Origin of the sequence: Stenotrophomonas sp. AS1 (assembly GCF_048957655.1) — a bacterium.
Lineage (GTDB): Bacteria > Pseudomonadota > Gammaproteobacteria > Xanthomonadales > Xanthomonadaceae > Stenotrophomonas > Stenotrophomonas bentonitica_A.
This window is the reverse complement of sequence record NZ_JARVXM010000003.1, coordinates 63871-89890: the sequence shown is the minus strand read 5'-3', so window position 1 is coordinate 89890 and position 26020 is coordinate 63871. Positions and strand designations below refer to the sequence as shown.

Annotated in this window: 14 protein-coding genes and 1 pseudogene; 10 read left to right on the top strand and 5 right to left on the bottom strand. The window is 67.0% G+C overall.

Annotated features, from left to right (window positions below; genetic code table 11):
• Nucleotide 1 precedes the first annotated feature (1 nt).
• From PV764_RS04625 to PV764_RS04595, 7 genes are all read left to right on the top strand, one after another.
• Entirely contained in the window at nucleotides 2-1327 is a 1326-nt protein-coding gene (locus tag PV764_RS04625) for an acetylglutamate kinase (protein WP_046273198.1), read from the top strand.
• A 5-nt stretch (nucleotides 1328-1332) separates the two neighbouring features.
• The gene (locus tag PV764_RS04620; RefSeq protein WP_019182837.1) at nucleotides 1333-1932 is read left to right on the top strand and encodes a GNAT family N-acetyltransferase; all 600 of its coding nucleotides are present in this window, start codon (nucleotides 1333-1335) and stop codon (nucleotides 1930-1932) included.
• On the top strand, nucleotides 1929-2882 hold the full coding sequence (gene argC / locus PV764_RS04615) for an N-acetyl-gamma-glutamyl-phosphate reductase (protein ID WP_046273197.1): 954 nt from the start codon (nucleotides 1929-1931) through the stop codon (nucleotides 2880-2882). Before PV764_RS04620 ends, argC begins: the two co-directional genes overlap by 4 nt.
• A gap of 75 nt (nucleotides 2883-2957) precedes the next feature.
• Entirely contained in the window at nucleotides 2958-4253 is a 1296-nt protein-coding gene (gene argH, locus PV764_RS04610) for an argininosuccinate lyase (protein ID WP_046273196.1), read from the top strand.
• 70 nt (nucleotides 4254-4323) lie between these two features.
• On the top strand, nucleotides 4324-4584 hold the full coding sequence (locus PV764_RS04605; protein ID WP_046273195.1) for a YciI family protein: 261 nt from the start codon (nucleotides 4324-4326) through the stop codon (nucleotides 4582-4584).
• Between the two features lie 13 nt (nucleotides 4585-4597).
• Entirely contained in the window at nucleotides 4598-5746 is a 1149-nt protein-coding gene (proB, locus tag PV764_RS04600; protein ID WP_046273194.1) for a glutamate 5-kinase, read from the top strand.
• A gap of 115 nt (nucleotides 5747-5861) precedes the next feature.
• A complete protein-coding gene (locus tag PV764_RS04595) occupies nucleotides 5862-7124 on the top strand; it encodes a glutamate-5-semialdehyde dehydrogenase (protein WP_046273193.1) in 1263 nt (420 codons plus the stop codon).
• Between the two features lie 96 nt (nucleotides 7125-7220).
• On the opposite strand, the gene pgaD is transcribed toward PV764_RS04595, so the two are convergent.
• From pgaD to PV764_RS04570, 5 genes are all read right to left on the bottom strand, one after another.
• The gene (gene pgaD / locus PV764_RS04590) at nucleotides 7221-7706 is read right to left on the bottom strand and encodes a poly-beta-1,6-N-acetyl-D-glucosamine biosynthesis protein PgaD (RefSeq protein WP_421116242.1); all 486 of its coding nucleotides are present in this window, start codon (nucleotides 7704-7706) and stop codon (nucleotides 7221-7223) included.
• The gene (gene pgaC / locus PV764_RS04585; protein WP_019182844.1) at nucleotides 7703-8950 is read right to left on the bottom strand and encodes a poly-beta-1,6-N-acetyl-D-glucosamine synthase; all 1248 of its coding nucleotides are present in this window, start codon (nucleotides 8948-8950) and stop codon (nucleotides 7703-7705) included. Before pgaC ends, pgaD begins: the two co-directional genes overlap by 4 nt.
• Before the next feature lie 7 nt (nucleotides 8951-8957).
• Nucleotides 8958-10853: a poly-beta-1,6-N-acetyl-D-glucosamine N-deacetylase PgaB gene (pgaB, locus tag PV764_RS04580; protein WP_421116241.1), complete on the bottom strand. Its 1896-nt coding sequence runs from the start codon at nucleotides 10851-10853 to the stop codon at nucleotides 8958-8960.
• 10 nt (nucleotides 10854-10863) lie between these two features.
• A complete protein-coding gene (gene pgaA, locus PV764_RS04575) occupies nucleotides 10864-12900 on the bottom strand; it encodes a poly-beta-1,6 N-acetyl-D-glucosamine export porin PgaA (protein WP_046273189.1) in 2037 nt (678 codons plus the stop codon).
• Between the two features lie 346 nt (nucleotides 12901-13246).
• Nucleotides 13247-14464 carry a CynX/NimT family MFS transporter gene (locus PV764_RS04570; RefSeq protein ID WP_421116240.1) on the bottom strand — a complete coding sequence of 406 codons (1218 nt, stop codon included), beginning with the start codon at nucleotides 14462-14464 and terminating at the stop codon, nucleotides 13247-13249.
• Between the two features lie 507 nt (nucleotides 14465-14971).
• Here PV764_RS04570 and PV764_RS04565 point away from each other — a divergent pair.
• From PV764_RS04565 to PV764_RS04555, 3 genes and pseudogenes are all read left to right on the top strand, one after another.
• The gene (locus PV764_RS04565; protein WP_421116239.1) at nucleotides 14972-16681 is read left to right on the top strand and encodes a ShlB/FhaC/HecB family hemolysin secretion/activation protein; all 1710 of its coding nucleotides are present in this window, start codon (nucleotides 14972-14974) and stop codon (nucleotides 16679-16681) included.
• Between the two features lie 55 nt (nucleotides 16682-16736).
• Nucleotides 16737-25591, top strand: a pseudogene (locus tag PV764_RS04560) (hemagglutinin repeat-containing protein).
• Nucleotides 25588-25995: a hypothetical protein gene (locus tag PV764_RS04555; protein ID WP_421116238.1), complete on the top strand. Its 408-nt coding sequence runs from the start codon at nucleotides 25588-25590 to the stop codon at nucleotides 25993-25995. Before PV764_RS04560 ends, PV764_RS04555 begins: the two are co-directional and overlap by 4 nt.
• The last annotated feature ends 25 nt before the right edge of the window (nucleotides 25996-26020 follow it).

Sequence of the window (26020 nt, the reverse complement as noted above, 5' to 3'; positions counted from 1 at the left end):
AATGCCTTCTTCCCAGCCCCACCGCCAGACCCGTCAGACCATCGTGCGCCTGCTCTCGAGCATGGCCAGCGCGAAGGAGATCAGCCAGTACCTCAAGCGTTTCTCGCAGCTGGACGCCAAACGCTTCGCCGTGGTCAAGGTCGGCGGCGCGGTGCTGCGCGATGACCTGGACGCGCTGACCTCCTCGCTGTCGTTCCTGCAGGAAGTCGGCCTGACCCCGATCGTGCTGCATGGTGCCGGCCCGCAGCTGGACGCCGAGCTCTCGGCGGCCGGCATCGAGAAGCAGACCGTGAACGGCCTGCGCGTGACCTCGGCCGAAGGCCTGGCGATCGTGCGCCGGGTGTTCCAGGCCTCCAATCTGCAACTGGTCGAAGCGCTGCAGCAGAATGGCGCACGCGCGACCTCTATCACCGGGGGCGTGTTCGAAGCCGAGTACCTGGACCAGGCCACCTACGGCCTTGTCGGTGAGGTCAAGAAGGTCAATCTGGCCCCGATCGAGGCCAGCCTGCGCGCCGGGTCGATCCCGGTGATCACCAGCCTGGGCGAGACCCGCTGCGGGCAGATCCTCAACGTCAACGCTGATTTCGCCGCCAACGAGCTGGTGCAGGAACTGCAGCCTTACAAGATCATCTTCCTGACCGGCACCGGCGGCCTGCTGGATGAAGAGGGCAAGGTGATCGATTCGATCAACCTCTCCACCGAGTACGACCAGCTGATGCAGCAGCCGTGGATCCATGGCGGCATGCGGGTCAAGATCGAACAGATCAAGGACCTGCTGGATCGGCTGCCGCTGGAATCCTCGGTCTCCATCACCCGCCCGGCGGACCTGGCCAAGGAACTGTTCACCCACAAGGGCTCGGGCACGCTGGTGCGCAAGGGCGAGAAAGTGCTGCGCGCCACCCGCTGGGACGAACTCGATCTGCCGCGCCTCAAGCAGCTGATCGAATCCAGCTTCGGCCGCACCCTGGTGGCGGATTACTTCCAGAAGACCAAGCTGCTGCGCGCCTACGTCAGCGAGAACTACCGCACCGCGGTGATCCTCACCGATGAAGCGGAAGGGGTCTACCTGGACAAGTTCGCGGTGCTGGATGACGCGCAGGGCGAAGGCCTTGGCCGCGCGGTCTGGAATGTCATGCTGGACGAAACCCCGCAGCTGTTCTGGCGCTCGCGCAACGGCAACCCGATCAATCACTTCTATTACGCCGAATCCGATGGCTGCTACAAGCAGGGCCACTGGAAGGTGTTCTGGTTCGGCGCCGATGGCTTCGACCGCATCAAAGCGTACGTCGAGCATTGCGCCGCACGCACCCCCAGCCTGGAGGGCTGAACCCGATGAATCTTGCCGATTGGACCAAGGTCCCCACGCTGGCCGGCACCCATGCCCGGCTGGAGCCGCTGCAGATGGCGCATATCGATGGCCTGCGCGGCGCACTGGGGGATGGCACCTTGTCCAAGCTCTGGTACACCCAGGTGCCGAGTGCGAAGACCATGACCGCCTATGTCCAGGCCGCGCTGCAGGCGCAGGCCGAGGGCAAGGTGTTGCCGTTCGTGGTCCTCAACGATGCCGATGAAGTGGTCGGCACCACCCGCTACTACGATCTGGACGCTGAGGTGCCGCGCCTGAGCATCGGCTACACCTGGTATGGCGAAGCCGCCCAGCGCACCGGCATCAACACCGAAACCAAACTGATGCTGCTCACCCATGCCTTCGAGCGGCTGGAATGCCTGAGCGTGGTGTTCGAGACCAGCTGGTTCAACGTCACCTCGCGCACCGCGATCGCGCGGCTGGGCGCCAAGCAGGACGGCGTGCTGCGCAACCACAAGCGCCACCCGGACGGCACCCCGCGCGACACCGTCATCTTCTCCATCATCGATGCGGAATGGCAGGGGGTGAAACGCCACCTGCAGCACCGCCTGGACGCACACGCATGAGTACCAAGATCTTCACCGTCGGCATCGTCGGCGCACGTGGCCACACCGGCGCCGAGCTGATCAAGCTGATCGCCGCCCACCCGAGCCTGCAGCTGGGCTTCGTCTCCTCGCGCGAGCTGGCCGGCCAGCGCGTGAGCGATCACCACGGCGACTGGCAGGGTGAGCTGCAGTTCGAAAACCTCGACGCCGACGCTGTCGCCGCCAAGGGCATGGATGCGGTGATCCTGGCACTGCCCAATGGCCTGTCCGCGCCGTTCGTCACCGCGCTGGATGCGGCCAGGCCGGACACGGTGATCGTCGATCTGTCGGCCGATCACCGCTTCGAGCCGAGCTGGTACTACGGCCTGCCGGAGCTGACCCGCGGTGATTACCTGGGCCAGAAGCACATCAGCAACCCGGGCTGCTATGCCACCGCGATGCAGCTGGCGATCAGCCCGCTGCTGCAGCAGCTGGCCGGCCCGCCGCAGTGCTTCGGTGTCTCCGGTTACTCCGGTGCGGGCACCACGCCCTCGGACAAGAACAACCCCGAGCTGCTGCGCGACAACCTGATGCCGTATGCACTGACCAACCATGTGCACGAGCGCGAAGTCACCGCGCACCTGCGCGTGCCGGTCGAATTCATGCCGCACGTGGCGCCGCACTTCCGCGGCATCACCATGACGGTGAACCTGTGGCTCAACACGGTGGTCAAGCGCGAGGATGTGATCGCCCTCTACCAGAAGTATTACGCCGATGAGGCGCTGATCGAGGTGCTCGACGAAGCGCCGTGGGTCAGCCAGATCGCCGGCCGGCATGGCGTGCAGATCGGCGGCTTCGACGTGGCCCCCGGCGGCAAGCGCGTGGTGGTGGTGGCGACCTTGGACAACCTGCTCAAGGGCGCGGCCACCCAGGCCATGCAGAACCTCAACCTGGCGCTGGGCCTGGACGAACTGGCCTCGATCCCGCACTGAATTCCCACGGCGCCGCGCGGTCCGCTGCGCGCGCCCTGACAACCCGGCGGAGCGATTCCGCCTACGGAGCAAGACATGGCAGACCTTCTGTGGCAGAAGCCCGGCGTGGCGGTAGACGCCAAGATCCAGACCTTCCTGGCCGGCGACGATGTGATCCTGGACCGCGAGTTCTTCCTCTACGACGTGGCGGCCAGCAAGGCGCACGCGCAGGGCCTGGAGAACATCGGCATCCTCGGCAATGACGAGCGCATCGGCCTGCAGCGCGAGCTGGACGTGCTCGCCGAGGATTTCAGCAGTGGCGCGTTCGTGCTGGATGAGCGCTTCGAGGATTGCCACTCGGCGATCGAAGCGCGCCTGACCGAGCGCCTCGGCGATGCCGGCCGCAAGATCCACACCGGCCGCAGCCGCAACGATCAGATCCTGGTCGCCACCCGGCTGTGGCTGAAGGACAAGCTGCTGCGCGTGGCCGAACTGAGCCGCGAGATCGCCAAGGTCGCGCTGGATCGCGCCGAGGCCGAGAAGGACCTCCCCGTGCCGGGCTACACCCACATCCAGCGCGCCGTGGTGTCTTCGGCGGGGATGTGGTGGGCCGGCTGGGCCGAGGCCTTCATCGACAACGCGATCCGCGCGCACGACACGTTCAACCTGGTCGATGCCAATCCGCTCGGCACGGCCGCCGGCTACGGCGTGAACCTGCCGCTGGACCGCGCGCACACTACTGAAGCGCTCGGCTTTGCACGCATGCAGATCTCGCCGATCTACGCGCAGCTGTCGCGCGGCAAGTTCGAACTGGCGGCGCTGGAAGCACTCGGCGGCGCCACCCTGGACCTGCGCCGCATCGCATGGGACCTGTCGCTGTTCACCAGCGGCGAGTTCGGCTTCGTGGCGTTGCCGGCGCAGTACACCACCGGCAGCTCGATCATGCCGAACAAGCGCAACCCGGACGTGATCGAACTGATGCGAGCCACCCATGCCAGCGTGGCCGCGGCCCGCACCGAGATCGAGCAGCTGCTGTCGCTGCCCTCGGGCTACCACCGCGATCTGCAGAGCAGCAAAGGCGCGATCTTCCACGGCTTCGGCCGCGGCCTGGCCGCGCTGGAACTGCTGCCGGCGCTGCTGGCCAACCTGGAATGGCGCGACGACAAGCTGCGCGCGGCGATCGACTCGGGCATGTACGCCACCGATGTCGCGGTGGAGGCGGCCGTGGCCGGTGTGCCGTTCCGCGAGGCCTACAAGGCCGCCGCCGCGGCGGCGGACACGGCAGGGCAGGGGCGAACCCCCGAAGGCAGCCTGGCCGCGCGCGTGTCGCCCGGCGCGGCGGCCGACCTGCGGCTGGATGAACTGCGCGCCCGCTGGGCGGCGCTGGTGTGATCACGACGGCGGCCGCGAGGCCGCCGTTTTTGCAACGTCTCGCCGGGCCTTGCCTGGAGAAAGGAGCGCCATGAAAACCTGTTACCTGGTGATGGTCACCCGTACGCCGGACTTCCGCGATGAGGTCGGTGCCGAACACGCGCGTTTTCTCGATGAGGTGCGTGCCCGCGGCCAGCTGCTGTTGACCGGTGGCTTCACCGACAAGAGCGGCGGCGCCTACGTGCTGCAGGACATCGCCGACCTGGCCGCTGCGCAGGCGCTGGTCGACAGTGATCCGCTGCTGTTGCACGGCAGCGCCACCGCCCGTATCCACGAATGGAGCACGCGCTGAGCGCGCCGACCACATGAACCAGCCCGTGCCTTCGCCGTTTACCGAACAAGCCGTCCCGCAGTGGAAACGCGCCGTACTCAAAGTGGGCAGCAGCCTGCTGGCCGCTGACGGCGGCGGCCTCTCGCCACGCCACGCACTGGGCCTGGCCCAGTTCGTCTCGGCCAACGTGTTGGCTGGGCGCGAGGTGGTGATCGTATCCTCCGGCGCGGTTGCGGCCGGAAGGGCGATCGTGCCGCGCGCGCTGGAAGCCGGCGCGGCGATGGCAGCGCGGCAGGCGCTCGCGGCGCTGGGCCAGGCACAGCTGATCGGGCTCTGGCAGCGCTTTTTCGAACGCCCGGTGGCGCAGGTGCTGCTGACCCATGATGACCTGCGCAATCGCCGCCGTTACCTCAACGCCCGCGCCACGCTCAACGAGCTGTTGCGGTTGGGCGCGCTGCCGGTGGTCAACGAGAACGACACCGTCTCGGTGGACGAGCTCAAGCTCGGCGACAACGATAACCTCGCTGCGACCGTAGCCGCGTTGATCGACGCCGATGTGCTGTTCATCGCCACCGATATCGACGGCCTGTACAGCGCCGACCCGCGTCGCGATCCGCAGGCACGGCCGATCCATGACGTGCCGGAGTTGACCGTGGAGGTCCTGGCGATGGCCGGCGGCGCCGGCAGTGGCGCCGGTACCGGTGGCATGCACACCAAGCTGGAAGCCGCAGCCAAGGCCGGGCGGGTGGGCATCGAGACCTGCCTGTTCAACGGGCGCAGTGCCGAGGTGGTGCGTGCGCTCAGCCAGGGGCGGTTGTTCGGCACCCGCATCCATGCCGCGCAGACCCGGGTGGCCGCGCGCAAGTACTGGCTGCGGCACGCGCCGCTGGAGCCGGGCGCGATCCTGGTCGATGCCGGCGCAGCCGATGCCCTGCGTGGCAAGGGTGCGTCGCTGCTGCCTGGCGGGGTGCTGGGCGCCGAGGGCGACTTCCGCCGCGGCGACATGGTCGAGATCCGGCAGCGCCTTGATAGTGGGGAGATCTGCCTGGCGCGCGGCGTCAGCCAGTATTCGGCCAGCGACATCCGCCGCGTCGCCGGGCGCCACTCGCGCGACATCGAGAGCGTGCTGGGCTACAACTACGGTGGCAACGTCATCCACCGCGACGATCTGGTGTTGCTGTAAAGCGTAAGAACATCCACGGTAGAGCCACGCCATGCGTGGCTGCGCAACCTGGGTCCGTTCGACATCCCCCGGCCACGCATGGCGTGGCCCTATCGTTTTTTCCGAGGATATTGAGATGGTCGCCAGCTCCACCACCGACATCCGCAGCCAGGCGCTGGCCTGCCGGGACGCTGCCCGGCAGCTGGCGCAGTTGTCTGCGTCGGCCAAGGCCGATCTGCTCGACGCGATGGCCGCCGCGCTGGAAGCCGATACCGATGCGATTCTCGCGGCCAACGCCCGCGATCTTGCGGCGGCGACGGAAAAGGGCATCGGCACCGCGATGCTGGACCGCCTGGCACTGAACCCGCAGCGTCTGGCCGGTATCGCCGCCGCGCTGCGCGAGGTCGCTGCGTTGCCCGATCCCGTCGGGCAGGTGACCCGCGATGACGTGCGTCCCAATGGCATCCGGGTGCAGAAAGTGCGCGTGCCGCTGGGCGTCATCGCGATGATCTACGAAGCGCGCCCGAACGTGACCGCCGACGCCGCCGCGCTGTGCATCAAGGCCGGCAACGGCGTGATCCTGCGCGGTGGCTCGGAGGCGATCCACTCCAATACTGCCATTGCCGCCTCGCTCAAGCGCGCGCTGCGCGAGGCGGGCGTCGCCGATGCCGCATTGACCCTGGTGGAGGATCTGCGCCGCGAGACCATGCTTGCCCTGCTGCAGCTCAACGATGTGATCGATCTGGCGATTCCACGCGGTGGGGAAGGGCTGATCCGGTTCGTGGCCGAGCATGCCCGTGTTCCGGTGATCAAGCACTACAAGGGTGTCTGCCATCTGTACGTGGACCGCGCCGCCGACCCCGCGCTTGCGCTGCGCCTGCTGGTGGACGGCAAATGCAGCCGACCCTCGGCCTGCAACTCGCTGGAGACGCTTCTGGTCCATGCCGACCTCGCGCCGAGCTTCCTGCCGCTGGCCGCGCAGGCACTGGCCGAGCGCGGCGTGCGGGTGCGCGCCGACGCGATGGCGCGGCAGTGGCTGCCCGATGCCGAGCCGGCCAGCGAGGAGGATTACGCCGCCGAGTATCTGGATCTGATCATCGCCGTGCGCGTGGTCGATGACCTCGAGCAGGCACTGATGCATATCCAGCAGTACAGCTCGGACCATACCGAAGTGATTGCCACGGAAGACGCCGCGGCAGCCGAGCACTTCGTGCATGCGCTGCGCTCGGCGGTGGTGATGGTCAACGCCTCTTCGCGCTTCTCCGACGGGGGCGAGCTGGGCCTGGGTGCGGAGATCGGCATCTCCACCACCCGCCTGCACGCCTATGGCCCGATGGGGCTGGAGGCGCTCACCGTCGAACGCTTCGTCGTCCGCGGCGAAGGCCAGACGCGCGCGTGACCCGGTAGAGCCGGCCGCTGGCCGGCTCCTTCGCATCCTGGCAATCCGTGGCGCCGGCCAGCGGCCGGCACTACCGGTCTGCCAACACCCGCGCGATTACCGGTATGCGACCGCCAATGCCCCCGCGGTGACCCGTACCGGCCGCGCGTGCTCGTCCATGTGCAGCGTCAGCGACTTGCCATCGGCCAGCGACGCGGCCACGGCCACGCTCGCGCCGAGGTCGTGCGCCATCTCCTCGCGGGTCACATCGTCATGCGGCAGCCGGCGCTCCTTGCCGGTGAACCGCATGCGGTTGTACTCGGCCCAGGCGATCAGCAGCGCCGCGCAGCACAACAGCATCACCGGCAGCGCGATCACCACGAACGGATCGACCGTCTGCTTCTGTTCGTACAGCTGCGCCCATGCCATCCGCCCGCCGAGCAGCCACGAGATCAGCGTTACCAGCGGTGCCCACAGGTAGAAGTAGAACGCCCAGAAGGCGATGGTCACAAAGCCCCAGGCGGTGCGCTGCAGGCGCGGTTGCTGGCGCGGTTTCTGGATCAGCCGCGAATCGAAGCGGCGGGTGGATTTGACGGTGTTCATCGGATACCCCGGTCAGGACTGACCCAGACCGCGCGCTTGCCACGACGTTTGAACAACGTCTTGGGGAACGCCACCAGGGTCGTGAACAGACTGATGAGCCAGTACGCCATCGGGTACCAGATCACCCAGAAGTAGTTACGTCCAATATGCGTTTCGTAACGGCGGTCGATGATCAGGCTGCTGGCGAACTGCATCAGGCAGACCAGGGCCAGGATCACACCATGCCACTGTGGCAGCAGCGTGGCGATGTACAGCTCCGGCGGCAGCACCATGAACTTGCCCACCGCCCACAGCACGATGATCGCCAGCATCGTGTAGGCCCACAGCACGCTGAGGATGTACTCCAGCAGCACGCCCCACATGCGGCGCTTGCGCCAGTGGAACAGCGAGCCGCCATGCCGCAGCAGCACTTCCACACCGCCCTGGGCCCAGCGCAGGCGCTGCCGCCACAGCCCTTTCAAGGTTTCCGGCATCAGGATGAAGCACAGCGCATTGGGCTCGTAACGGATGTCCCAATGGTCCAGCTGCAGGCGCCAGCTGATGTCGATGTCCTCGGTCACCATGTCATCGGACCAGTAACCGATCCGGTGCAGGGCCGTGCGACGGAACGCGGCGATCACCCCGGAGATGGTGAAGATGCGCCCGTACACCCGCTGCGCCCGCTTGATCATGCCGATGATCGAGGAGAACTCGGCCACCTGCAGCCGGCCCAGCAGGGTGGAGCGGTTGCGGATGCGCGGGTTGCCGGTGACCGCGCCCACGCGCGGGCCCGAGGTCAGGTGCCACACCATCCAGTGCGTGGCGTACTCCTCCAGCATCGCATCGCCATCGATGCATACCAGGAACTCCGAACGTGCCGCCAGCGCGCCCATGCGCAGCGCATTGGCCTTGCCCAGGTTGCGGTCCAGGTGCACCACCCGCAGCCGCGGGTGCAGGGCGGCCAGCGCATCCAGCCGCGCGCCGGTATCGTCGCTGCTGCCATCGTTGATGGCGATGACTTCGAAATCCGGGTAATTCTGCTTGAGCGCCGAGCCAATCGTGTCGTCCAGATTCTCCGCTTCGTTGTGGCAGGGGATCAGGATCGAGGCGAACGGATAGACATCCATCGGCGGCGGGTCATCACGGTCACGGGCCTTTCGCTCGCGCCGGAAGAAGTAATACAGGCCGCCGGACATCCAGAAGAACGCCATCACCATCGGGTAGAAGAAGGCGAACTGGAACAGCGCGTAGAGAAGAGGATGCATGGCGACCTCACTTTTCCTCGTACGGGAAGCTGCGGGCCGACATGGCCGCGCGGGCGTCATACGTGGAGGGACGTCCGGCGATGAAATCATCCGGATACCAGGCGAAATGACGCACGCCCTGCGCCTGTAGACGACGGATCTGCGCGCGCAGGCGGTCGCCGGGGATCGGCTTGCCGGTGCGCCAGTCCAGCGTCTGCAGCTCGAACATCGTCTGCGACAACTGCGGATCGTGCTGCTTCACCGCCACCACCAGCCGGTCCAGCCAGCGTTCCGGGCTGCGGCTGCCTTCCATCCACGGCATCGCCATCAGGGCGGTGTGGTCGTAGGCCTTGTTGAACAGGTCCAGGCGCTGGGCGAACCAGCTGGCGCTCTGCGGTTCCAGCACCGGCTGGGCATACAGGTTGCGCACGGTCCCCAGCTTCGGCCGCCAGCGTTGCGCGGCGTTGCGCAGCTCCAGGGTGAAGTCGATCAGCGCCTGTGTACGTGCGCCATCCTCGCCTTCGGGCGGCAACTGGGTCAGCTCGGTGTCGCGCAGGTAGGCGTCATCGTGGAAGAGCAGGCCCTCGAAGTACGAGTTGATCGCCAGGTCTTCGTAGATGTCATCGATGATCCTGCGGACCTGCGGCCGGGTGAAGTCCAGCCGGAAGATGCCGTCGCTTTCCGGGCTCTCGATGGCCAGGGCGTTGCGGATGGCCGGGTCCTTGAGCTCGTAACCCAGCACCGGCAGCCACGCGAACACCTTCACCCCGGCGCGGGTCTTGAGCTGCCACGCCACGCGGTTGAACAGGTCCGCACGCATCGGCAGATGCCGGTTGGGGAAGTACAGCGCATCAGCCGAGCCATTGCCGTCCGGATCGGCGAAGGCCTGCAGGAACACGTGGGTCGGGCCGATCTTCTTGACCCGGTCGATCAGCGCATCCAGGTTCTTGCCCTGTTGCACCGGGTCGGCATCGTAGACGGCATCCAGGTCGATCTGCAGCGCACGCATGCCATCGCGTTCCACATCCCGGCGCAGTTCGTAGGCCAACTGCACCACGGTCGGGTTGTTGGTCACCAGCAGGCGCGCCAAGCCATGCAGATCGGCTTTGACCGGCGTACTGCGCCCTTCCAGGTCGAACGACACCGGCATGCCCAACTGCTCGGCGATATCGTTGCTCAACGCGTTATAGGCGGCGTACGGCCATATGATCGCCTTCGGGGTGACCCCGACATTGCGCTCGATGCGCTCCACGCTGCGGCCCAGGTCGGCGCGCAGCCGGGCTTCGTACTCGGCCGCGGTTTCATAGGCTTTGCGGGTCGGGTCGTAGATGCGCGTGATCACCGCCGGCGTGGAGTTGCCCTGCGGGTTGGACTGCACGCCATGGTGCAGATTGTCGGTGTGGCTGGCCAGTTCGATCAGCCCGCTCTTCTGCATCTCGCGCAGCTGCGCCCAGGTCAGGAAATCATCGCGGGTGAACGGGCGGTAGCCGTAATCGATCTGGCGCCCGGCCGGCATGTCCACGTAATCGGTGATCACGGCGACCAGCGCCGGATAGTTGTAGGCGCGCAGCAACGGGAAGACCTTGCTGTACACACTGCGCAGGCCGTCATCGAAGGTCAGCAGCACCGGCTTGGGCGGCAGCGGCGTGCCGCCCTGCGAGGCGGTGATCAGCTGCGACAGCGAGACCGGGTGATACCCGTGCGCGGACAACCAGTCCAGGTGCGCGGCGAAGTTCTGCGTGCTGACGGCATACGCATCCGGGTCGCCACGTTCGGCCACCTCATCGCGGATGTCGTGGTAGCTGAGCACCAGCAGCCCGTTATCGGCCGCATCAAGCACGGCCGGTCGTTGCTGGGCCTGGGCCGGCAGCACGACGGTGAGCAGGGCCAGCAACAGCCAGTGGGTCCAGCGTTTCAAGTCCATGTGCCGCATGTCATTCTCCCCACCGCAGGCCGGCATCCAGGCCGATGTGTCGTTCACGCTGCCCGTCATAGACCGGTCGCGACCAGCTGATGCCGTACTCGAAAATGCGCCCCTCGCCGAGCTGCCATTCGTGGCGGTACTCCGCCGAGGGCACGATCGCGCTGCCATAGCCCTGCTGCCAGTACTGGCCCACCGAGACCGTCAGGCGATGCCGGAAGTGGCGTTCGTAGTGGCGCCACAGCTGCTGGTCCACGCGCAGGCCGATTTCCACCGAGTGATCCTCGGACGGATTGAAGTAGGGCACGTCGTCGCGGCTGCCGCGGCTGGCGTACAGGCTGCCAAGGCCGTCCAGGAACACGGTGGGCCGCGTCATCAGGCGCTGCTCGATGGCGGTGCTGACGGTATCGCGGCGGTTGCCGTCGTCGTAACGGAACTGGCTGGCGCCCAGGCTCCAGTGGGTACGTTCATCGCGACGATAGTCCGCCGCCAGGGCGATGCTGTCGGCGGTGATGCCCGAGACACGTGCCTGCATCGAGGCATCCGGATCGTTGCGTGCGGCCGTGATGCCGGCATGCCATTGATCGCTGAACTGCCAGCCGAACCCGGCGCTGAGGCCGGTATCGCCGATGTGGTCATTGGCGCGGTTGACGAAGGCTTCGGCATCGGCGCGCCCGTAGCGATAGCGCGTGCCCACGCCGACCCGCAGCGGGTCGATGGTCTGGTCCTGGAAATCCACGCTGCGCCGGTCGGCGAAGGCGACCAGTCGCCAGCGGTCGTCCAGGACCGGCGACTGCACTTCCACGCCGTAACGGCCGTCGTCGTTGCCCAGCGGTGAGGCTCCGCCACCGCCGGAGCTGCGGCCGCCTTCGGCGTAGGCATGCCATTGCCAGCCGCGATGCGCACGCCAGCTGCGGTCCATGCGCTGCACGGAAGGCTGGTTGGGGTAGGCGGCAAGCAGGGTGTCGTGGAGGGGGCGCGCCAGGTCATCGCGCTGGATCTGCACGTAGGCGTCGTACTGGCCCAGCCGCGCCGGGACGTCACGCGGGTCCAGCGTGTTGGCCATGCTGTAGCGCTCCAGCGCCCGGCGTGGCCAGCCGCGCATCAGGTAGATGTTGCCCAGCGAGGACTGCGTGCCGGTGTTGCCCGGCCCGATCTCGACCATCTTCTCCAGGTCATGTTGGGCGGTGGGCAGATCGCCGCTGTAAGCGCGCACCATGGCCAGGTTGAGATCGGCCTCGTAGCGCGGCCAGTTCGCATACGGCGCTTTGGCACCGTTTGCCCAGCGCCAGGCCGGCTCATCGGCCTGCCACTTCTTCAGCAGGGCGATGGCGGTATCAGCCTGCTCGTCTTCCAGATAGGCGTAGGCCAGTTCCGACCGCGCCTGCGGCAGCGACGGATCGGCCTTGAGCGCCGCTTCCAGTACCGGGATCGCCTCGGCGGGATGCTGGGTGGCCATCAGCGAATCGCCGACGGCGGCCAGCAGGTAGTTGGGAACGGGGTGCCCTTCGGCGAGCAGGCTGCGGTACTCATCGCGTACCTGTGCATGGCGGCCCAGCCGGTTGAGCAGGATCAGGCGGTCGTAGCGGATTCTCAGCGGGGCCTGCTGCACGGTGGTGCCGTCGCGCTCGAGGTACTGCTGCATCTGCACCAGGGCCGCATCGGCTTCATCCAGGCGGGTGTCCTCGCTGGGGCCGTAGGCCAGGCTCCAGCCCACGAGTTTGGCCAGGTAATTGCCTTCCAGCCGTTCTTTCTGGGCGGCGTCGAACAGGTCCGGTCGTGCCAGGTACAGCTGCCAGGCGCGGTGCGCGTTGCCGATGTCGGACAGGGTCAGCACCTGCAGCCGATACAGCAGTTCGTCGTCGGGCGATTGCACCCGGGCCCGCTCGATCGCGGCCAGCGCATCCAGCCAATGGGCCTGGTCACGGTAGTGGCCGATCTCGGCCAACGCATCCGCCCGCGGGTCGGCGGCAGCCGGAGCCGGAGCGGAGAAAGCGAGTGCGGCGCATGCCAGGCCGACGCTGAGCGCCAGCGGCCGATGGTCGTACATGGAACCCCCCTTGGAGCGTCCTTTCAAAAGTGCGTAGCGTCAAAAGTGTGACGCACATCACATGCCAATCGTGCCTGACTGCGCAGTTGTTGCCAAATCGTGAAGACGCGGGTACGACCGATCAGCCCCCGGGTGGAACCCGGAGGGGAGAGGCAAGTCATTGAATTGCTACGCGTTCAACCCATGTCGCCGGCATGGAAAGCGCACTCCATCGCGATGAAGCTGTTCAGCCGGCTGGCGGCGCCAGCGGCTCCGAACACCGCCCGGTGCAGCACACCGGGTCAGTTAGCGACACGCTACGTCAGCAGTTGCGCACAACGCGTGTAGATGGACGCGCCAGCGGCGCTTACCACTGGTCTTCGAGCTTCTGCGGTTTGCAGGCGACCCATGAGGCGCACAACAGCACCACCGCGCACAGCACCAGGAAAGCAAACGGCAGGTGCCAGCCGTTGCTGACGGCATGCAGCCAGCCGAACAGGAACGGGCCCAGGCAGCTGAAGGCATAGCCCACGCCCTGCATGAAGCCGGACAACGCGGCAGAGCCCGCGGGCGTGCGGGTACGCAGGTTGATCAGGGTCAGCGCCAGCGGGAAGGTGGACGGCCCGATGCCGAGCAGCACCGCCCACAGCCACGGGGCCTTCATCGGCGCGAACAACAGGCCGGCGAAGGCGATCAGGAACGCGCTGAAGCCGATCAGCACCAGCCCGAACGGGTTGCGCAGGCGCACGGCCAGGGCTGGCATGGTCAGCGACGGCAGCAGGCCGCAGGCCGCGAAGATGGCCACCATGATGCCGCCGAAGGCCGGCGTCGCACCGGCTTCGACCACGATCCTCGGCAGCCAGGTGAACATCGAGTACGTCATCAGCGAGGTCATGCCGAACATCAGCGTCATGCCCCAGGCCAGCGGGGTTTTCCAGACCTTGCCGTGCGGCGCGCTGGACGGATCGTTGGCCGCGCTGATCGTGTCCGGGTGCGGCCGTGCACGCGAGAGCATCAGCCACGGCAGCGCCGCGGCCAGCGACATCAGCGCCCAGATGCCCAGCGACACACGCCAGCCCGCCTGCTGCGCGACCGGGACCGCCAGCAGGGCCGGCATCATCGTGCCGATCTGCAACACGGTGATGTAGAGCGTGCTCATGGTGCCCACGCGGTTGGCGAAGTAGCGCTTCACCAGCGGCGGTACCACCACGTTGCCGATGCCCATGCCGGCCAGCGCCACCACCGAGCCGAACAGCAGGCTGCCCACGCCGCCGGCCATCGACCGCAGCAGCAGCCCTACGGTGGCCAGGCTCATGGCCAGCAGGGCGGTCCGTTCCAGGCCCAGGCGACGAGCCACTGCCGGGGTGGTCACGCCGAACAGGGCGAACGCTGCGGTCGGCAGCATGCCAAGCACGCCGGTCATGGTGGTGCCGAAGCCGAAGGTCTGGCCGAGCACATCCAGCAGCGGGGTCAGCGAGGTGACCGCGGTGCGCAGGTTCAACGCAGCCAGCAGGATCGCGGCGAATGCAAGAAGGCGCCCGTGCAGCAGGGACTGGGACGGTGGAGTGGGGTGATTCATCAGCATGTTTCCTGACAGGTGGCGCACCGCGGCCATGCCGGCGCGCGGGTGCAACGGCAGAGACCGGCCAGTGGCCGGCAGCTGCGGGGTAGGGGACTGGGCCGCTGCCGTAAGCAGGGCCAGGACCGGGCATTGTACGGGTTCGATCCCGACAGGTCGCGCAGGGTGGGGCGAGGTGATGCGGCGCCGACGCGACGGGCCCGGCCGCGGGCACGATGCCGCGCCGCGCGCAGTGCGAGGCGCTACGTGTGAAAACGCCTTCACAACAAGGGCCACGCGGTCCCCTTCCATGTGCGCTGCGTCAAAAAAATGACTATTTAGGAAAATCCCTACAAGCGAGCGGGCGGTTCTCTTACGGGGTGGGTGGGGTTTTTGACGGTTCTCATGTCGCGAATAGCTCTTAAATTGGCGGGCCTCCATAGGGGCGGTCTATAGCGAACGATGGTTCGTGCCAGCCCACGTTCGAGATCCTGCATGCCAAACAACGCACTACCCACCCCGGCTCGCGCCGGTATGCACCGCGCTTCCCGGCGCACACTGCTCCTGGCCCCGCTGGCCGCCGCCGTCGCATTGATCTGCACGCCGGTGCATGCCCAGCAGCTGCCCGCCCCCGATCAGGAGCTGCTTCGCCAGCAGGAGCGCGAACGCGCCCTGCGCGAGCAGCTTGAAACCCGGCCCGATGCACGTCTGCAGGACGCACCGGTGGCCGCTCCGGAGCGGCTGCCCCGGGACGAAGCACCCTGCTTCGTGATCAACCGGATCACCCTGGAAGGCGAGCAGGCCGACCGTTTCCAGTGGGCGTTGCCCGCAGCCAACGTCAAAGGCGATCCGGCGCTCGGCCGCTGCCTGGGCACCACCGGCATCAACGTGGTGATGTCGCGGGTACAGAACGCGATCGTCGAGCGCGGCTACGTCACCACGCGCGTGTTGGCCCAGCCGCAGGACCTCACCACCGGCACGCTGGCACTGACCGTGGTGCCCGGCACGCTCCGCCAGATCCGTTTTGCCGAGGGCACCCATCGCGACGCCACCCTGTGGAACGCGATCCCGGCACGCAGTGGCGACCTGCTCAACCTGCGCGATATCGAACAGGGGCTGGAGAATTTCAAGCGCGTGCCGACCGCCGAGGCCGACATCCAGATCAGCCCGGCCGAAGGCGCCGACGCCGCACCTGGCCAGAGCGACCTGGTGGTGCAGTGGTCGCAGCAACGGCTGGTCCGCTTCAACCTCAGCCTGGACGATTCCGGCAGCAAGGCCACCGGCAAGACCCAGGCCGGTGCGACGATGTCGCTGGACCACGCGCTGCGCCAGAACGACCTGTTCTACGTCAACCTCAACCATGACGTGTTCAGCGGCGGCAAGCGCGGCACCAAGGGCTTCACCTTCCACTACTCCGTGCCGGTCGGCTACTGGCTGTTCGGCGCCACGCGCAGCGGCTACGAGTACGAGCAGACCGTGGCCGGCAACCAGCAGTCGTATCTCTACAGCGGCGAGAGCTACAACGCCGAAGTACGGGCCACGCGCCTGCTGTTCCGCAACGCGAGCAGCAAGACCAGCATGTATCTGCGTGCCTGGGAGCGCGACTCGCGCAACTTCATCGACGACACCGAAATCCTGGTCCAGCGCCGGCGCATGGGCGGCTGGGAGCTCGGCCTGAACCACCGTCACTTCATCGGCCAGGCCACGCTCGATGGCACTGTCGGCTTCCGCCGTGGCACCGGGGCCTTCGGCTCGATCGCAGCGCCCGAGGAGCTGTTCGGTGAAGCCACCTCGCACCCGAAGATCTACTTCGCCGACGCACAGCTCAGCCTCCCGTTTCAGCTCGGCCAGCAGCGCCTGCGCTACACCGGCAGCTGGCGAGCGCAATGGAACCGTGGCGGGCTGGTGCCGCAGGACCGCTTCGCGATCGGCGGCCGCTACACCGTGCGCGGCTTTGATGGCGAGATGTCGCTGATGGGCGAGCGCGGCTGGTTGATCCGCAACGATATCGGCCTGGCCCTGGGCGGCGGGCAGGAATTCTACGTCGGCGCCGATTACGGCCATGTCGGCGGCAGCGCCACGCAATGGCAGGTAGGCAATGACCTGGCGGGCAGCGTGATCGGCCTGCGTGGGTCGTATCGCGGCCTGTACTGGGACGGCTTCGTCGGCGCCCCGCTGAAGAAGCCCTCTGGTTTCCAGAATGCCTACACCGTCACCGGATTCACCCTGAGCTGGTCGTTCTGATTTCAGTGCGGGCGCGTTCGCGCCGCACCGACCGCACGCATACAAAGGAATTGTCATGAACAAGCATCTGTACCGCCTCGTGTTCAACCACGCCCTCATGCTCTGGCAGGTCGCCGCGGAGATCACCCCGCGCCCCGGCGGCGCCGGTACCGGGCAGGATGGCGATCGCACGGCGGCACTGCGCCCGATGGCGTTCGCGCTGTGGGTGATGATGGGCTGGGTAGGCGTAACCGGCCTGGCGGCGGCGCAGGTGGTCGCGGACCCGAATGCCCCCGGGAACCAGCGCCCGACCGTGCTGGAAACCGCCAACGGCACGCCGCAGATCAATATCCAGACGCCGAGTGCCGCCGGTGTTTCGCGCAATACCTACCAGCGCTTCGACGTTGACCAGCAGGGCGCCATCCTCAACAACTCACGCGGCAATACGCAGTCGCAGCTCGGTGGCTGGGTGCAGGGCAATCCCTGGTTGGCCGGCGGCACCGCACGGGTGATCCTCAACGAGGTCAATGGCGCCAACCCGAGCCAGCTGCGCGGCTATGTGGAAGTGGCCGGCGACCGCGCGCAGGTGGTGATCGCCAACCCGGCCGGCATCGATTGCGATGGCTGCGGCTTCATCAACGCCAACCGCATCACCTTGACCACCGGCACCCCGATGTTCAATGGCGGTGCGCTGGAGGGATACCGCGTGCAGGGCGGAGCGATCCACATCTTCGGTGCCGGCATGGATGCCAGCCGGGTCGACTACACCGATCTGATCGCACGCTCGGTGCAGCTCAATGCGGGCCTGTGGGCACAGCAGCTGCAGGTCACCACCGGCGCGAACACGGTGAGCGCCGATCTGGGCCGCGTGCAGGCGCAGGCCGCCGAAGGCAATGCGCCGCAGTACGCGCTCGATGTGGCCCAGCTGGGCGGCATGTACGCCAACAAGATCCTGCTGATGGGCACCGAGCACGGCGTGGGCGTGCGCAACGCGGGCAACCTCGGGGCGCAGACCGGCGAACTGGTCGTGACTGTCGATGGCCGGCTGGAAAACACCGGCAAACTGCAGGCGCGCGACGATACGCGTATCGCTGCCAGCGGCGGTGTGCGCAACGAAGGGCTGGTCAGTGCCGGGCGTGAACTGAACCTGCGCACCGGTCAGGATCTGGACAACACGGGTGGCCAGCTCAATGGTACCCGTCTGGATCTGGAGGCGGCGTCGCTGGTCAACCGCGGCGGCAGCATCGAACAGGCTGGCGTGCAGGCCCTGGCGGTGCAGAGCGGGCGCCTGCAGAACCGTGACAAGGGCAGCATCGGCGCACTGGCCCGGCAGGACGGTACGGCGCCGACCTCACCGGGCGATGGCGACGGCACGGGCAGCCCGGGCACGGGAACCGGCAACGGCAACGGTGGCACCGATGGCAGCACCCCGGGCTCGACACCGCCGGCCACCGCGCCGCTCGCACAGGGCCGCGTGGTGATTGCCGGCGTGCTCGACAACGATGCCGGCGCGGTCCTTGCCGGGGGTGATATCGATCTGCGCGCGGGCGATGTGGACAACGACGGCGGTCGCCTCGGGGTGCGCGACCTGGCCGTGGAGGGGGGCGGCCTGTCCAACCGGCAGGGCGAGCTGACCACGGGGCGCGACCTGCTTGTGCAGGGCCAGGCGCTGAACAACGACGCCGGCGTCATGAACGTCGGCGGCGCGCTTGATGCGCGCACCGCGCAGCTGTCCAACCGCAGCGGCACGATCGCCCACAGCGGCAGCGCACCTGCGCAGCTGCAGGTGGCGGGCACGTTCGACAACACCGGCGGCAGTCTCGCCAGCAACGCTGCCGCGCTGGCACTGACCAGCGCGGTGCTGGTGAACACCGATGGCAAGCTGATGCACGCCGGCAGCGACGGCCTGCAGCTCACCACCGGCATGCTGGACGGCCAGCGCGGCGAGATCGCCACGGCCGGCACACTTACCCTGCGCGCAGGGACGGTCGATCACCGCCAGGCGGAACTGCAGGCCGGCAGGCTCGATGTCCAGGTCGATACGCTCGACAACCGTGGCGGCCAGCTGCTGGCCACGGGCAGCGAGGGCAACCGTATCGGGGCGACGAGTGCACTGGACAACGACGGCGGCACGCTCGCCAGCAACGGCGATCTGGCCATCGATACCACCTTGCTGCGCAACGCGGGCGGCCAGGTGCAGCAGGCCGGCAGCGGCCGTTTGGATATCAACGCCACAACGCTGGCCGGGGCGGGCGGCAAACTGCTGAGCAATGGCGCGCTGCAGCTGCAGGGGCAGGCGATTGATGTCTCCGGTGGCATCACCTCGGCGGCGCGCATGGCGATCGATGCCGGGCAGCTGGACAACCGTCGTGGCGAACTGATCGCCACCGGCACCGACGCGCTGGCCCTGCGGGTGACCAACGCGCTGCTCAACGACAACGGCCAGATCATCGGCAACGGTGCGCTCGCCGTACAGGCCGGGAGCCTGGCCAACCGCGACGGCAAATTGCTGGCGGCAGGTGAGGCGGCCTCCACGCTGCAGGTGAGCGGCGCGATCGACAACCAGCGCGGGACGCTGGCCAGCGCCGGTGATCTGAGCCTTCGGGCCGGCCAGCTGGACAACCAGGCCGGCACGGTCCAGGCGGCCGGCGACCGTGCATTGCAGCTGGGCGTGGACGGCTTGCTCGACAATCGCCAGGGCGGCCTGGTTGCCTCCGGCGGTGCGCAGCAGCTGCGCGCCGGCAGCCTCGACAACCGCGGCGGCACCGTCAACGCGGGCGATACGCTGGACGTGGCGGTCGCCCACACCCTCGACAACAGCGCCGGCATCCTCGCCGCCGAGCAAACGCTGCAGGTGCAGGCCGGCCGCATCGTCAACCGTGACGCCGGCACGCTGGCCTCGGTCGAGGGGGATGTCACGCTCGACAGTGCAACCGATATCGACAACACCGCCGGTGTGATCCAGGCCGAACGTGCGCTCTCGGTCGCCAGCCAGGGACTGGCCAACGTGCGCGGCACCCTGGCCGGTGCATCCCTCGCACTGGACACCGGCCTGGGCAGCGTGGACAACAGCGAGGGCATCCTCGCCGCCACCGCCGGCACGCTGGATGTCCGCAGTGGTGCGCTGGAGAACCGCGCTGGCCTGCTGCAGTCCAGTGCGGCGATGCGCATCGATACCCACGGCCAGCGGCTGGGCAATACCGACGCGGGCGCGCGCGGTGGCATCGTCAGCGGTGCCGGGCTGACCCTGCGTGCCGGTGAGCTGGACAATCGTGCCGGCCTTGTCCAGGCGCAGACGGCGCTGGACGCGCGGCTGGCCACGCTGGACAACCGCAGCGGCGGGCAGGTGGGCAGCGGGGCCTCGTTGCTGCTGCAGGCGCAGCGCGTGGACAACAGCGGCGGCCGCCTGCAGGCGAGCGAGAATCTGACGCTGGATCTGAGCGGTGAGCTGGTCAACCAGGCCGGCCTGGCCGTGGCCAGTGGCGATCTGGTCGCCCATGCCGCGCGCATCGACAACCGCGCCACCGCTGGCGGCAGCACTGCACTTGGCCTGCAGGGTCGCAACGTGGATCTCGCCGCCGCGCAGATCGACAACAGCGCCGGCATGATCGCCGCCGACAAGCGCATCGCGCTGCAGGCCGGCGATGCACTGTTCAACCAGCAGGGGCTGGTGTCTTCGGCGGGCAGCCTGGACGTGCGCGCCGGCCAGGTCGGCAACGCCGATGGCACGCTGCTGTCGGCGGGCAACCAGACGCTGCATGCCAGCGCACTCAATGGCACCGGCCGGGTGCTGTCGCAGGGCGACCTGGTGCTGGCCCTGCAGCAGGACTACCGCAACGATGGCCAGATCACCGCCAATGGCAAGGCCACGGTCTCCACGCAGGGGCTGTGGACCAACGCGGGCAAGGTGCAGGCCGGCGATCTGGACCTGCACGCCGGCCAGATCGACAACCTGGCCACTGGCGAGATCAGCGGCATCCGCACCCAGGTGCGCGCCGATGGCGTGCTCGGCAACCGCGGGCTGATCGACGGCGTGGATACCCGCGTCGATGCCGATGTGATCCTCAACGTAGGCACCGGCCGCATCTACGGCGACCGCCTGTCGATCGGTGCCACCACCCTGGTCAACAGTGATGAAACGCTGGAGGGCGTCACCCGCGCAGCCACCATTGCTGCGCGTGAGCGCCTGGACATCGGCGCCGGCACCGTGGTCAACCGCGAGCAGGCGCTGATCTTCAGTGCCGGCGGTGGCGAGAGCGCACTCAACATCGGCGGTGCGCTGGATGCGCAGGGCCATGCAGTCGGTCGCGCCGGCTCGGTGCACAACGCCAGCGCGACCATCGAGTCGCTGGGTGGCTTGAGTATCGATGCCACGCGCCTGCTCAACAGCAACGAGCATTTCGCCACCTCTGAAGTGATGGTGGTGGGCCCGACCAAGAAGCTGTACATCCAGCCCAAGGGCACGCCCGGCATGCATGATGCCAGCGAGTTCACCTGGTCCAGCTGGAGCCGTGCCGGCAAGTACTGGTGGAAGAACGGCAACGGCGACGTCAAGGACTGGACCCAGTACGACGTCACCCACACCGAGTACGAAACCCAGGTCACCTCCAGCGCGCCGGGTCGCATCATTTCCGGCGGCAACATGACGCTGCGTGGCGATGAGCTGATCAACGACAAGAGCCAGATCCTGGCCGGCGGCGCGTTGCTGGGCGATCTCGGCAACCTCCGCAACATCGACGCATTCGGCGAGTACCGGGTGCACGAGGAAGGCACCAGCCAATACACCTACAGTCGCTGGCGCGGTGGTTTCAAGCGCTATCACGAGCGCAAGTGGGACCGGAAGATCGCCTATCGCCCGGCCGATGAAGTGCGCACCATCAATCTGGGCGTGACCCGGACGGCCGAGCACACCCGCGACGGTGGCAGCGGCTACCAGGTGGGCGGGGTCAGCACCGGTTCCGTCGGTGGGCAGGTCGGGGGCGCGGCCGATGCCGGTGCCGTGGGTGGGCAGCGCCAGGTGACGGAAGTCAGCGCCAGCGTGGCCTCGCTGGCCGGTCCCGACAGCACGGCGGGCACCGGTGCGCAGGGCGCGGCGGGCAACCAGCCGACCGTGATCCGCACCATCGGCGTGGAGGCCGAACTGCCGCAGAGCAGCCTGTTCCAGAGCGGGCCGAATGCCGGCCAATACCTGGTCGAAACCGATCCGCGTTTTGCCGATTACCGCAACTGGCTCGGTTCGGAGTACCTGCTGCAGAAGATGGGCGTGGACCCGGCCAACGTGCAGAAGCGGTTGGGCGATGGGTTCTACGAACAGAAGCTGGTCCGCGATCAGGTCGCCCAGCTCACCGGCCGCCGCTTCCTGGATGGCTATGCCGACGATGAAGCGCAATACCGCGCGCTGCTCGACAATGCGGCCACCATCGCCGACGCATGGGGCCTGCGCCCCGGCGTGGCGCTGACCCCGGCACAGATGGCCCAGCTCACCAGCGACATCGTCTGGCTGGTCGAGCAGCGCGTCACCCTGGCCGATGGCAGCACCACCACCGCACTGGTTCCGCAGGTGTATGTGCGCGTGCGCCCCGGCGATATCGACGGCACCGGCACGCTGCTGGCCGGCCGCTCGGTGGAGCTGAACCTGCGCGGCGATCTGGTCAACAGTGGCACCATCGCTGGCCGCACCGCGGTGAAGATCGACGCGCAGAACCTGCGCAACCTGGATGGCCGCATCAGCGGTGATGCGGTCAGCGCCAACGCGCGTACCGATCTGGACAACCTCGGCGGCCTGATCGATGCGCGCAGCGTGCTGGTCGCCAGTGCCGGCCGCGATCTCAACATGGTCACCACCACCCGCAGCGGTCAGAACACCGCGGGGTTGAGCGACTTCAGCCGGACCAACATCGACCGCGTGGCCGGGTTGTTCGTGAGTGAGGCTGGTGGCACGCTGCTGGCGAGCGCGGTGCGTGATGTTCGTCTTGACGGAGCCGAGATCGTCAACGCGGGCTCCGGTGGGCAAACGGTGATCGCCGCCGGCCGCGACCTGTCACTGGGCACCGTACGGGAGGCGCGGCAGGAGAACAACGTGCGCAATGCCGACAATTATCTGCGCAGCGGGTACAACCGTGGCGTTGGTACCAATGTCCGGACTGTCGGCGATGTCCAGCTGCAGGCAGGTCGGGACATGGAGTTGCAGGCAGCGACGGTCAACAGCGCCGAGGGTGCCCTGGTCGCGGTGGCGAGCGGCAACCTCAACATCGGGGTGTCCGAAGACAGTTACAACTGGAGCGAGGGTCGAAAGCACCGGCATAGCGGCCTGCTCAACACCACGACCCGCACCACCCGCGACAGCCTCGATGAAACCGTTGCTCAGGGCAGCACGGTTGGCGGGAACACAGTGGCCATCCAAGGACGCAACGTCACCGTCACCGGCAGCGATGTGATCTCCGATGTCGGCACCACGATTGCCGCCGACCAGGATCTGGTGATCCAGGCCGCTCGCGAATCGGCGACGGAAAGCCACTTCAAGAAGAAGGAGCAGAGTGGCCTGATCTACAACGGTGGCGCTGCGATCACGGCCGGCACGCAGATGCAGAGCGACGACAACAAGGCCACGCGCAACACCGCGGCGGGGTCGACCGTCGGCTCGCTCGCAGGCGATGTCGTGCTGCTGGCGGGCGGGGCGTATCGCCAGATTGGCAGTGACGTCCTCGCGCCGGAGGGCGATGTGGACATCCACGCGCGTGAGGTCGCGATTCTGGAGGGCCGCGAAACGCAGACGACGGCGCAGGAGAGCAAGTTCAGGCAGGCCGGTCTCACTGTTGCGGTCACTGCGCCGGTGATCACTGCACTGCAGACCGCCGGCAACATGGCAAGTGCGACCAGCAAGACCTCTGACTGGCGTAAGCAGGCGATGGGTGCTGCGACAGCAGCGGGTGCGGTGAAGGAAGGCGTCGATGCGGTCGGCGCGGATCCTGGCGCGGCTGGCGGGTTGAACATTTCCATCACCGTGGGGGCCAGCAAGAGCGACAGCCGGACGACAACGCAGAGCGACACGGCGGCAGCGTCATCGATCCGGGCCGGCGGCGACGTCCGTATCAGTGCCACGGGCGCTGGCAACGCGTCGGATATCACGATTCAGGGCAGTGACGTAACGGCAGACGGCAACATCCGCCTCAAGGCGGACGGAGACGTCGCGCTTCTTGCGTCCCGTGACGTGATCGAAATGGAGCGCAAGAGCAGCAGCGCCAGTGGCGGCGTAGGCGTGGCCATCGCTGTGGGCTCGGGCGGTGCCAGCGCCGGCATCACGGCCAATGCCAGTGCTTCGCGGGGCAGCGGCAAGGGCGAGGACGTCTACTGGAACACTACGCACCTGACTGCAGGAGAGTCGTTGGTCATCGAATCGGGCGGCGACACCACCTGCGTGGCGCGGTAGTTTCAGGTGAGCAGGTGGCAATGAACGTCGGTGGCAACCTGGCGGTGGAGAGTCTGCAGGATACCCACAGCTTCCACAGCAAGGACAGAACCGTCGGGGGCAGCGTCACTTTTGGTGCGGGTTTCAGTGGCAGTGCCTACATGCTCAACCAGAAGAGCGACAGTGAATTTGCCAGTGTCACCGAGCAGTCGGCCATTCGTGCGGGTGACGGCGGCTTCCAGATCAATGTGGATGGGACGACACAGCTTGTCGGTGGTGCAATCAGCTCCAGCGATGCAGCAATTGATGCCGGCAGGAATCGACTTCAGACAGCTGCACTGGTTGTCAGCGACATAGAGAACACTTCGAGCGCGAAGGCCAGTAGCGGCGGAATCGGTGTCACCGATGAAACCTTCTCCGGCTTGTACGGCGCCACCAAGACGATCATCGGCAACAAGCTGATCCATGGCGACGCCAGTGACGGCTCGCAGGGGACAACCCGTGCGGCGATCAGCGATGGCGCTGTATTGATCACGGATGATGAGCTCCAGCGCGCGCTGACTGGCAAGGGGGCAGAACAACAGGTGGCCGGGCTGAATCGCGACACGCTGAACGCCCATCAATCTGCCGCGCTGATCGATCTTGAACGTCTCGAGGAGCGTGCCGCTGCGGAGCACGCGATCACTGGCGAAGCCTTCCGCCAAGGCACTGCGTGGACGACGGATCTGGTGCATAAAGCAGCGACGGAGCAAAGTCGCATTGTCCTGCAGACCTGTGAAGCGGTCGGGACCAACTGCCGTCAGACCGAACTGGCGTTGGAGGATGTCCAGGCCATTGACGGCAAGCTGTACATCTTCAACAACGGCATTTTCAACGCTGAGCCCTACGCGCTTGCCACAGGTGCGAAGCAGAACACCAATGAAGCTAACGCGTCCGGGGTGTATTACATCCTGAACCCTTACACTGGCAACAAGGTGGCCGAAGGGCTGTATGCGATGTACGACAAAGCCAATGGCATCCTGGGCAGCCTTACGGGCGTCATGCTGCCTGTGACGGCCGCATCGCAGACCAACATTGCGCTGCTGAAGCGTGCCAGGGAGGAGGGATGGGAGTTCAATGCCGTCAATCACAGCCGCGGCAGCATGACCTTCACCAATGCGATGTTGCAGCTTCGAGGCGACGACCAGAAGATGTTCCCCATCGGCTACATCCTCTACAACGGGGCTGCAGCTAATGCACAGCAAGCACAGGGGTTGGTCGAGTTGATTGGTGACGCCAGGGGAGAGGTATGGCAGAACACCCATCCGACGGACATCGTCGGCAGCTGGCGCGTCATTCTTGGCGGAAACCCGGCGACTTCCGAGAAGAATCAGGGCAGCTTCCCGGGGTCGCACAGTGCCTACGTGGGTTACCTGCCCGCGGACGGTACGGAGCTGCGGTCCATCACGGACAAGGTGTGGGGCATCGGTAAAATCAATCAACCTGTCAGGCAGGTCCCCAAACATGAGGCTGAAAAACGATGATCAGGAAGTACACCTCGATGCTGGCGGCGGCCGCGCTTCTCACCGTTGCCGGATGTGCCGCGGCACCTGCGGCGCCGGGCCGGGTGGCCAAAACGGACATTGGACCCGTTCCGGCGGGCTCCGTTCGCGTCATGCCCACCAAACAGCACTGGCGTAAGGCAGGTGCCAGCAAAGCCGACGCAGACCAGGCTCGGCAGCAATGCAGCCAGGAGATGCGGAACAATGAAGAGTACGCCGGGCTGCTGAAGGAGAGCTCGGTGATTACCAAGATCTGGCACGCTGATCGCACCGCTGCGCAGAAAAAGCGGCACAAGGAAATTGGCACGCGGCTGAGTCAGCTGAGTGACGCGTGCATGACCGGGAAAGGATTCGAGTTCGTGCCTGGTGGGTTCCCGGTGGACTGAGTGCGGTGACCAGGATGCTGCTTTC

Coding starts and splice junctions, on each gene's coding strand:
- PV764_RS04625 (WP_046273198.1), top strand. CDS start 2: ATGCCTTCTTCCCAGCCCCACCGCCAGACCCGTCAGACCATCGTGCGC.
- PV764_RS04620 (WP_019182837.1), top strand. CDS start 1,333: ATGAATCTTGCCGATTGGACCAAGGTCCCCACGCTGGCCGGCACCCAT.
- argC (WP_046273197.1), top strand. CDS start 1,929: ATGAGTACCAAGATCTTCACCGTCGGCATCGTCGGCGCACGTGGCCAC.
- argH (WP_046273196.1), top strand. CDS start 2,958: ATGGCAGACCTTCTGTGGCAGAAGCCCGGCGTGGCGGTAGACGCCAAG.
- PV764_RS04605 (WP_046273195.1), top strand. CDS start 4,324: ATGAAAACCTGTTACCTGGTGATGGTCACCCGTACGCCGGACTTCCGC.
- proB (WP_046273194.1), top strand. CDS start 4,598: ATGAACCAGCCCGTGCCTTCGCCGTTTACCGAACAAGCCGTCCCGCAG.
- PV764_RS04595 (WP_046273193.1), top strand. CDS start 5,862: ATGGTCGCCAGCTCCACCACCGACATCCGCAGCCAGGCGCTGGCCTGC.
- pgaD (WP_421116242.1), bottom strand. CDS start 7,706: ATGAACACCGTCAAATCCACCCGCCGCTTCGATTCGCGGCTGATCCAG.
- pgaC (WP_019182844.1), bottom strand. CDS start 8,950: ATGCATCCTCTTCTCTACGCGCTGTTCCAGTTCGCCTTCTTCTACCCG.
- pgaB (WP_421116241.1), bottom strand. CDS start 10,853: ATGGACTTGAAACGCTGGACCCACTGGCTGTTGCTGGCCCTGCTCACC.
- pgaA (WP_046273189.1), bottom strand. CDS start 12,900: ATGTACGACCATCGGCCGCTGGCGCTCAGCGTCGGCCTGGCATGCGCC.
- PV764_RS04570 (WP_421116240.1), bottom strand. CDS start 14,464: ATGCTGATGAATCACCCCACTCCACCGTCCCAGTCCCTGCTGCACGGG.
- PV764_RS04565 (WP_421116239.1), top strand. CDS start 14,972: ATGCACCGCGCTTCCCGGCGCACACTGCTCCTGGCCCCGCTGGCCGCC.
- PV764_RS04555 (WP_421116238.1), top strand. CDS start 25,588: ATGATCAGGAAGTACACCTCGATGCTGGCGGCGGCCGCGCTTCTCACC.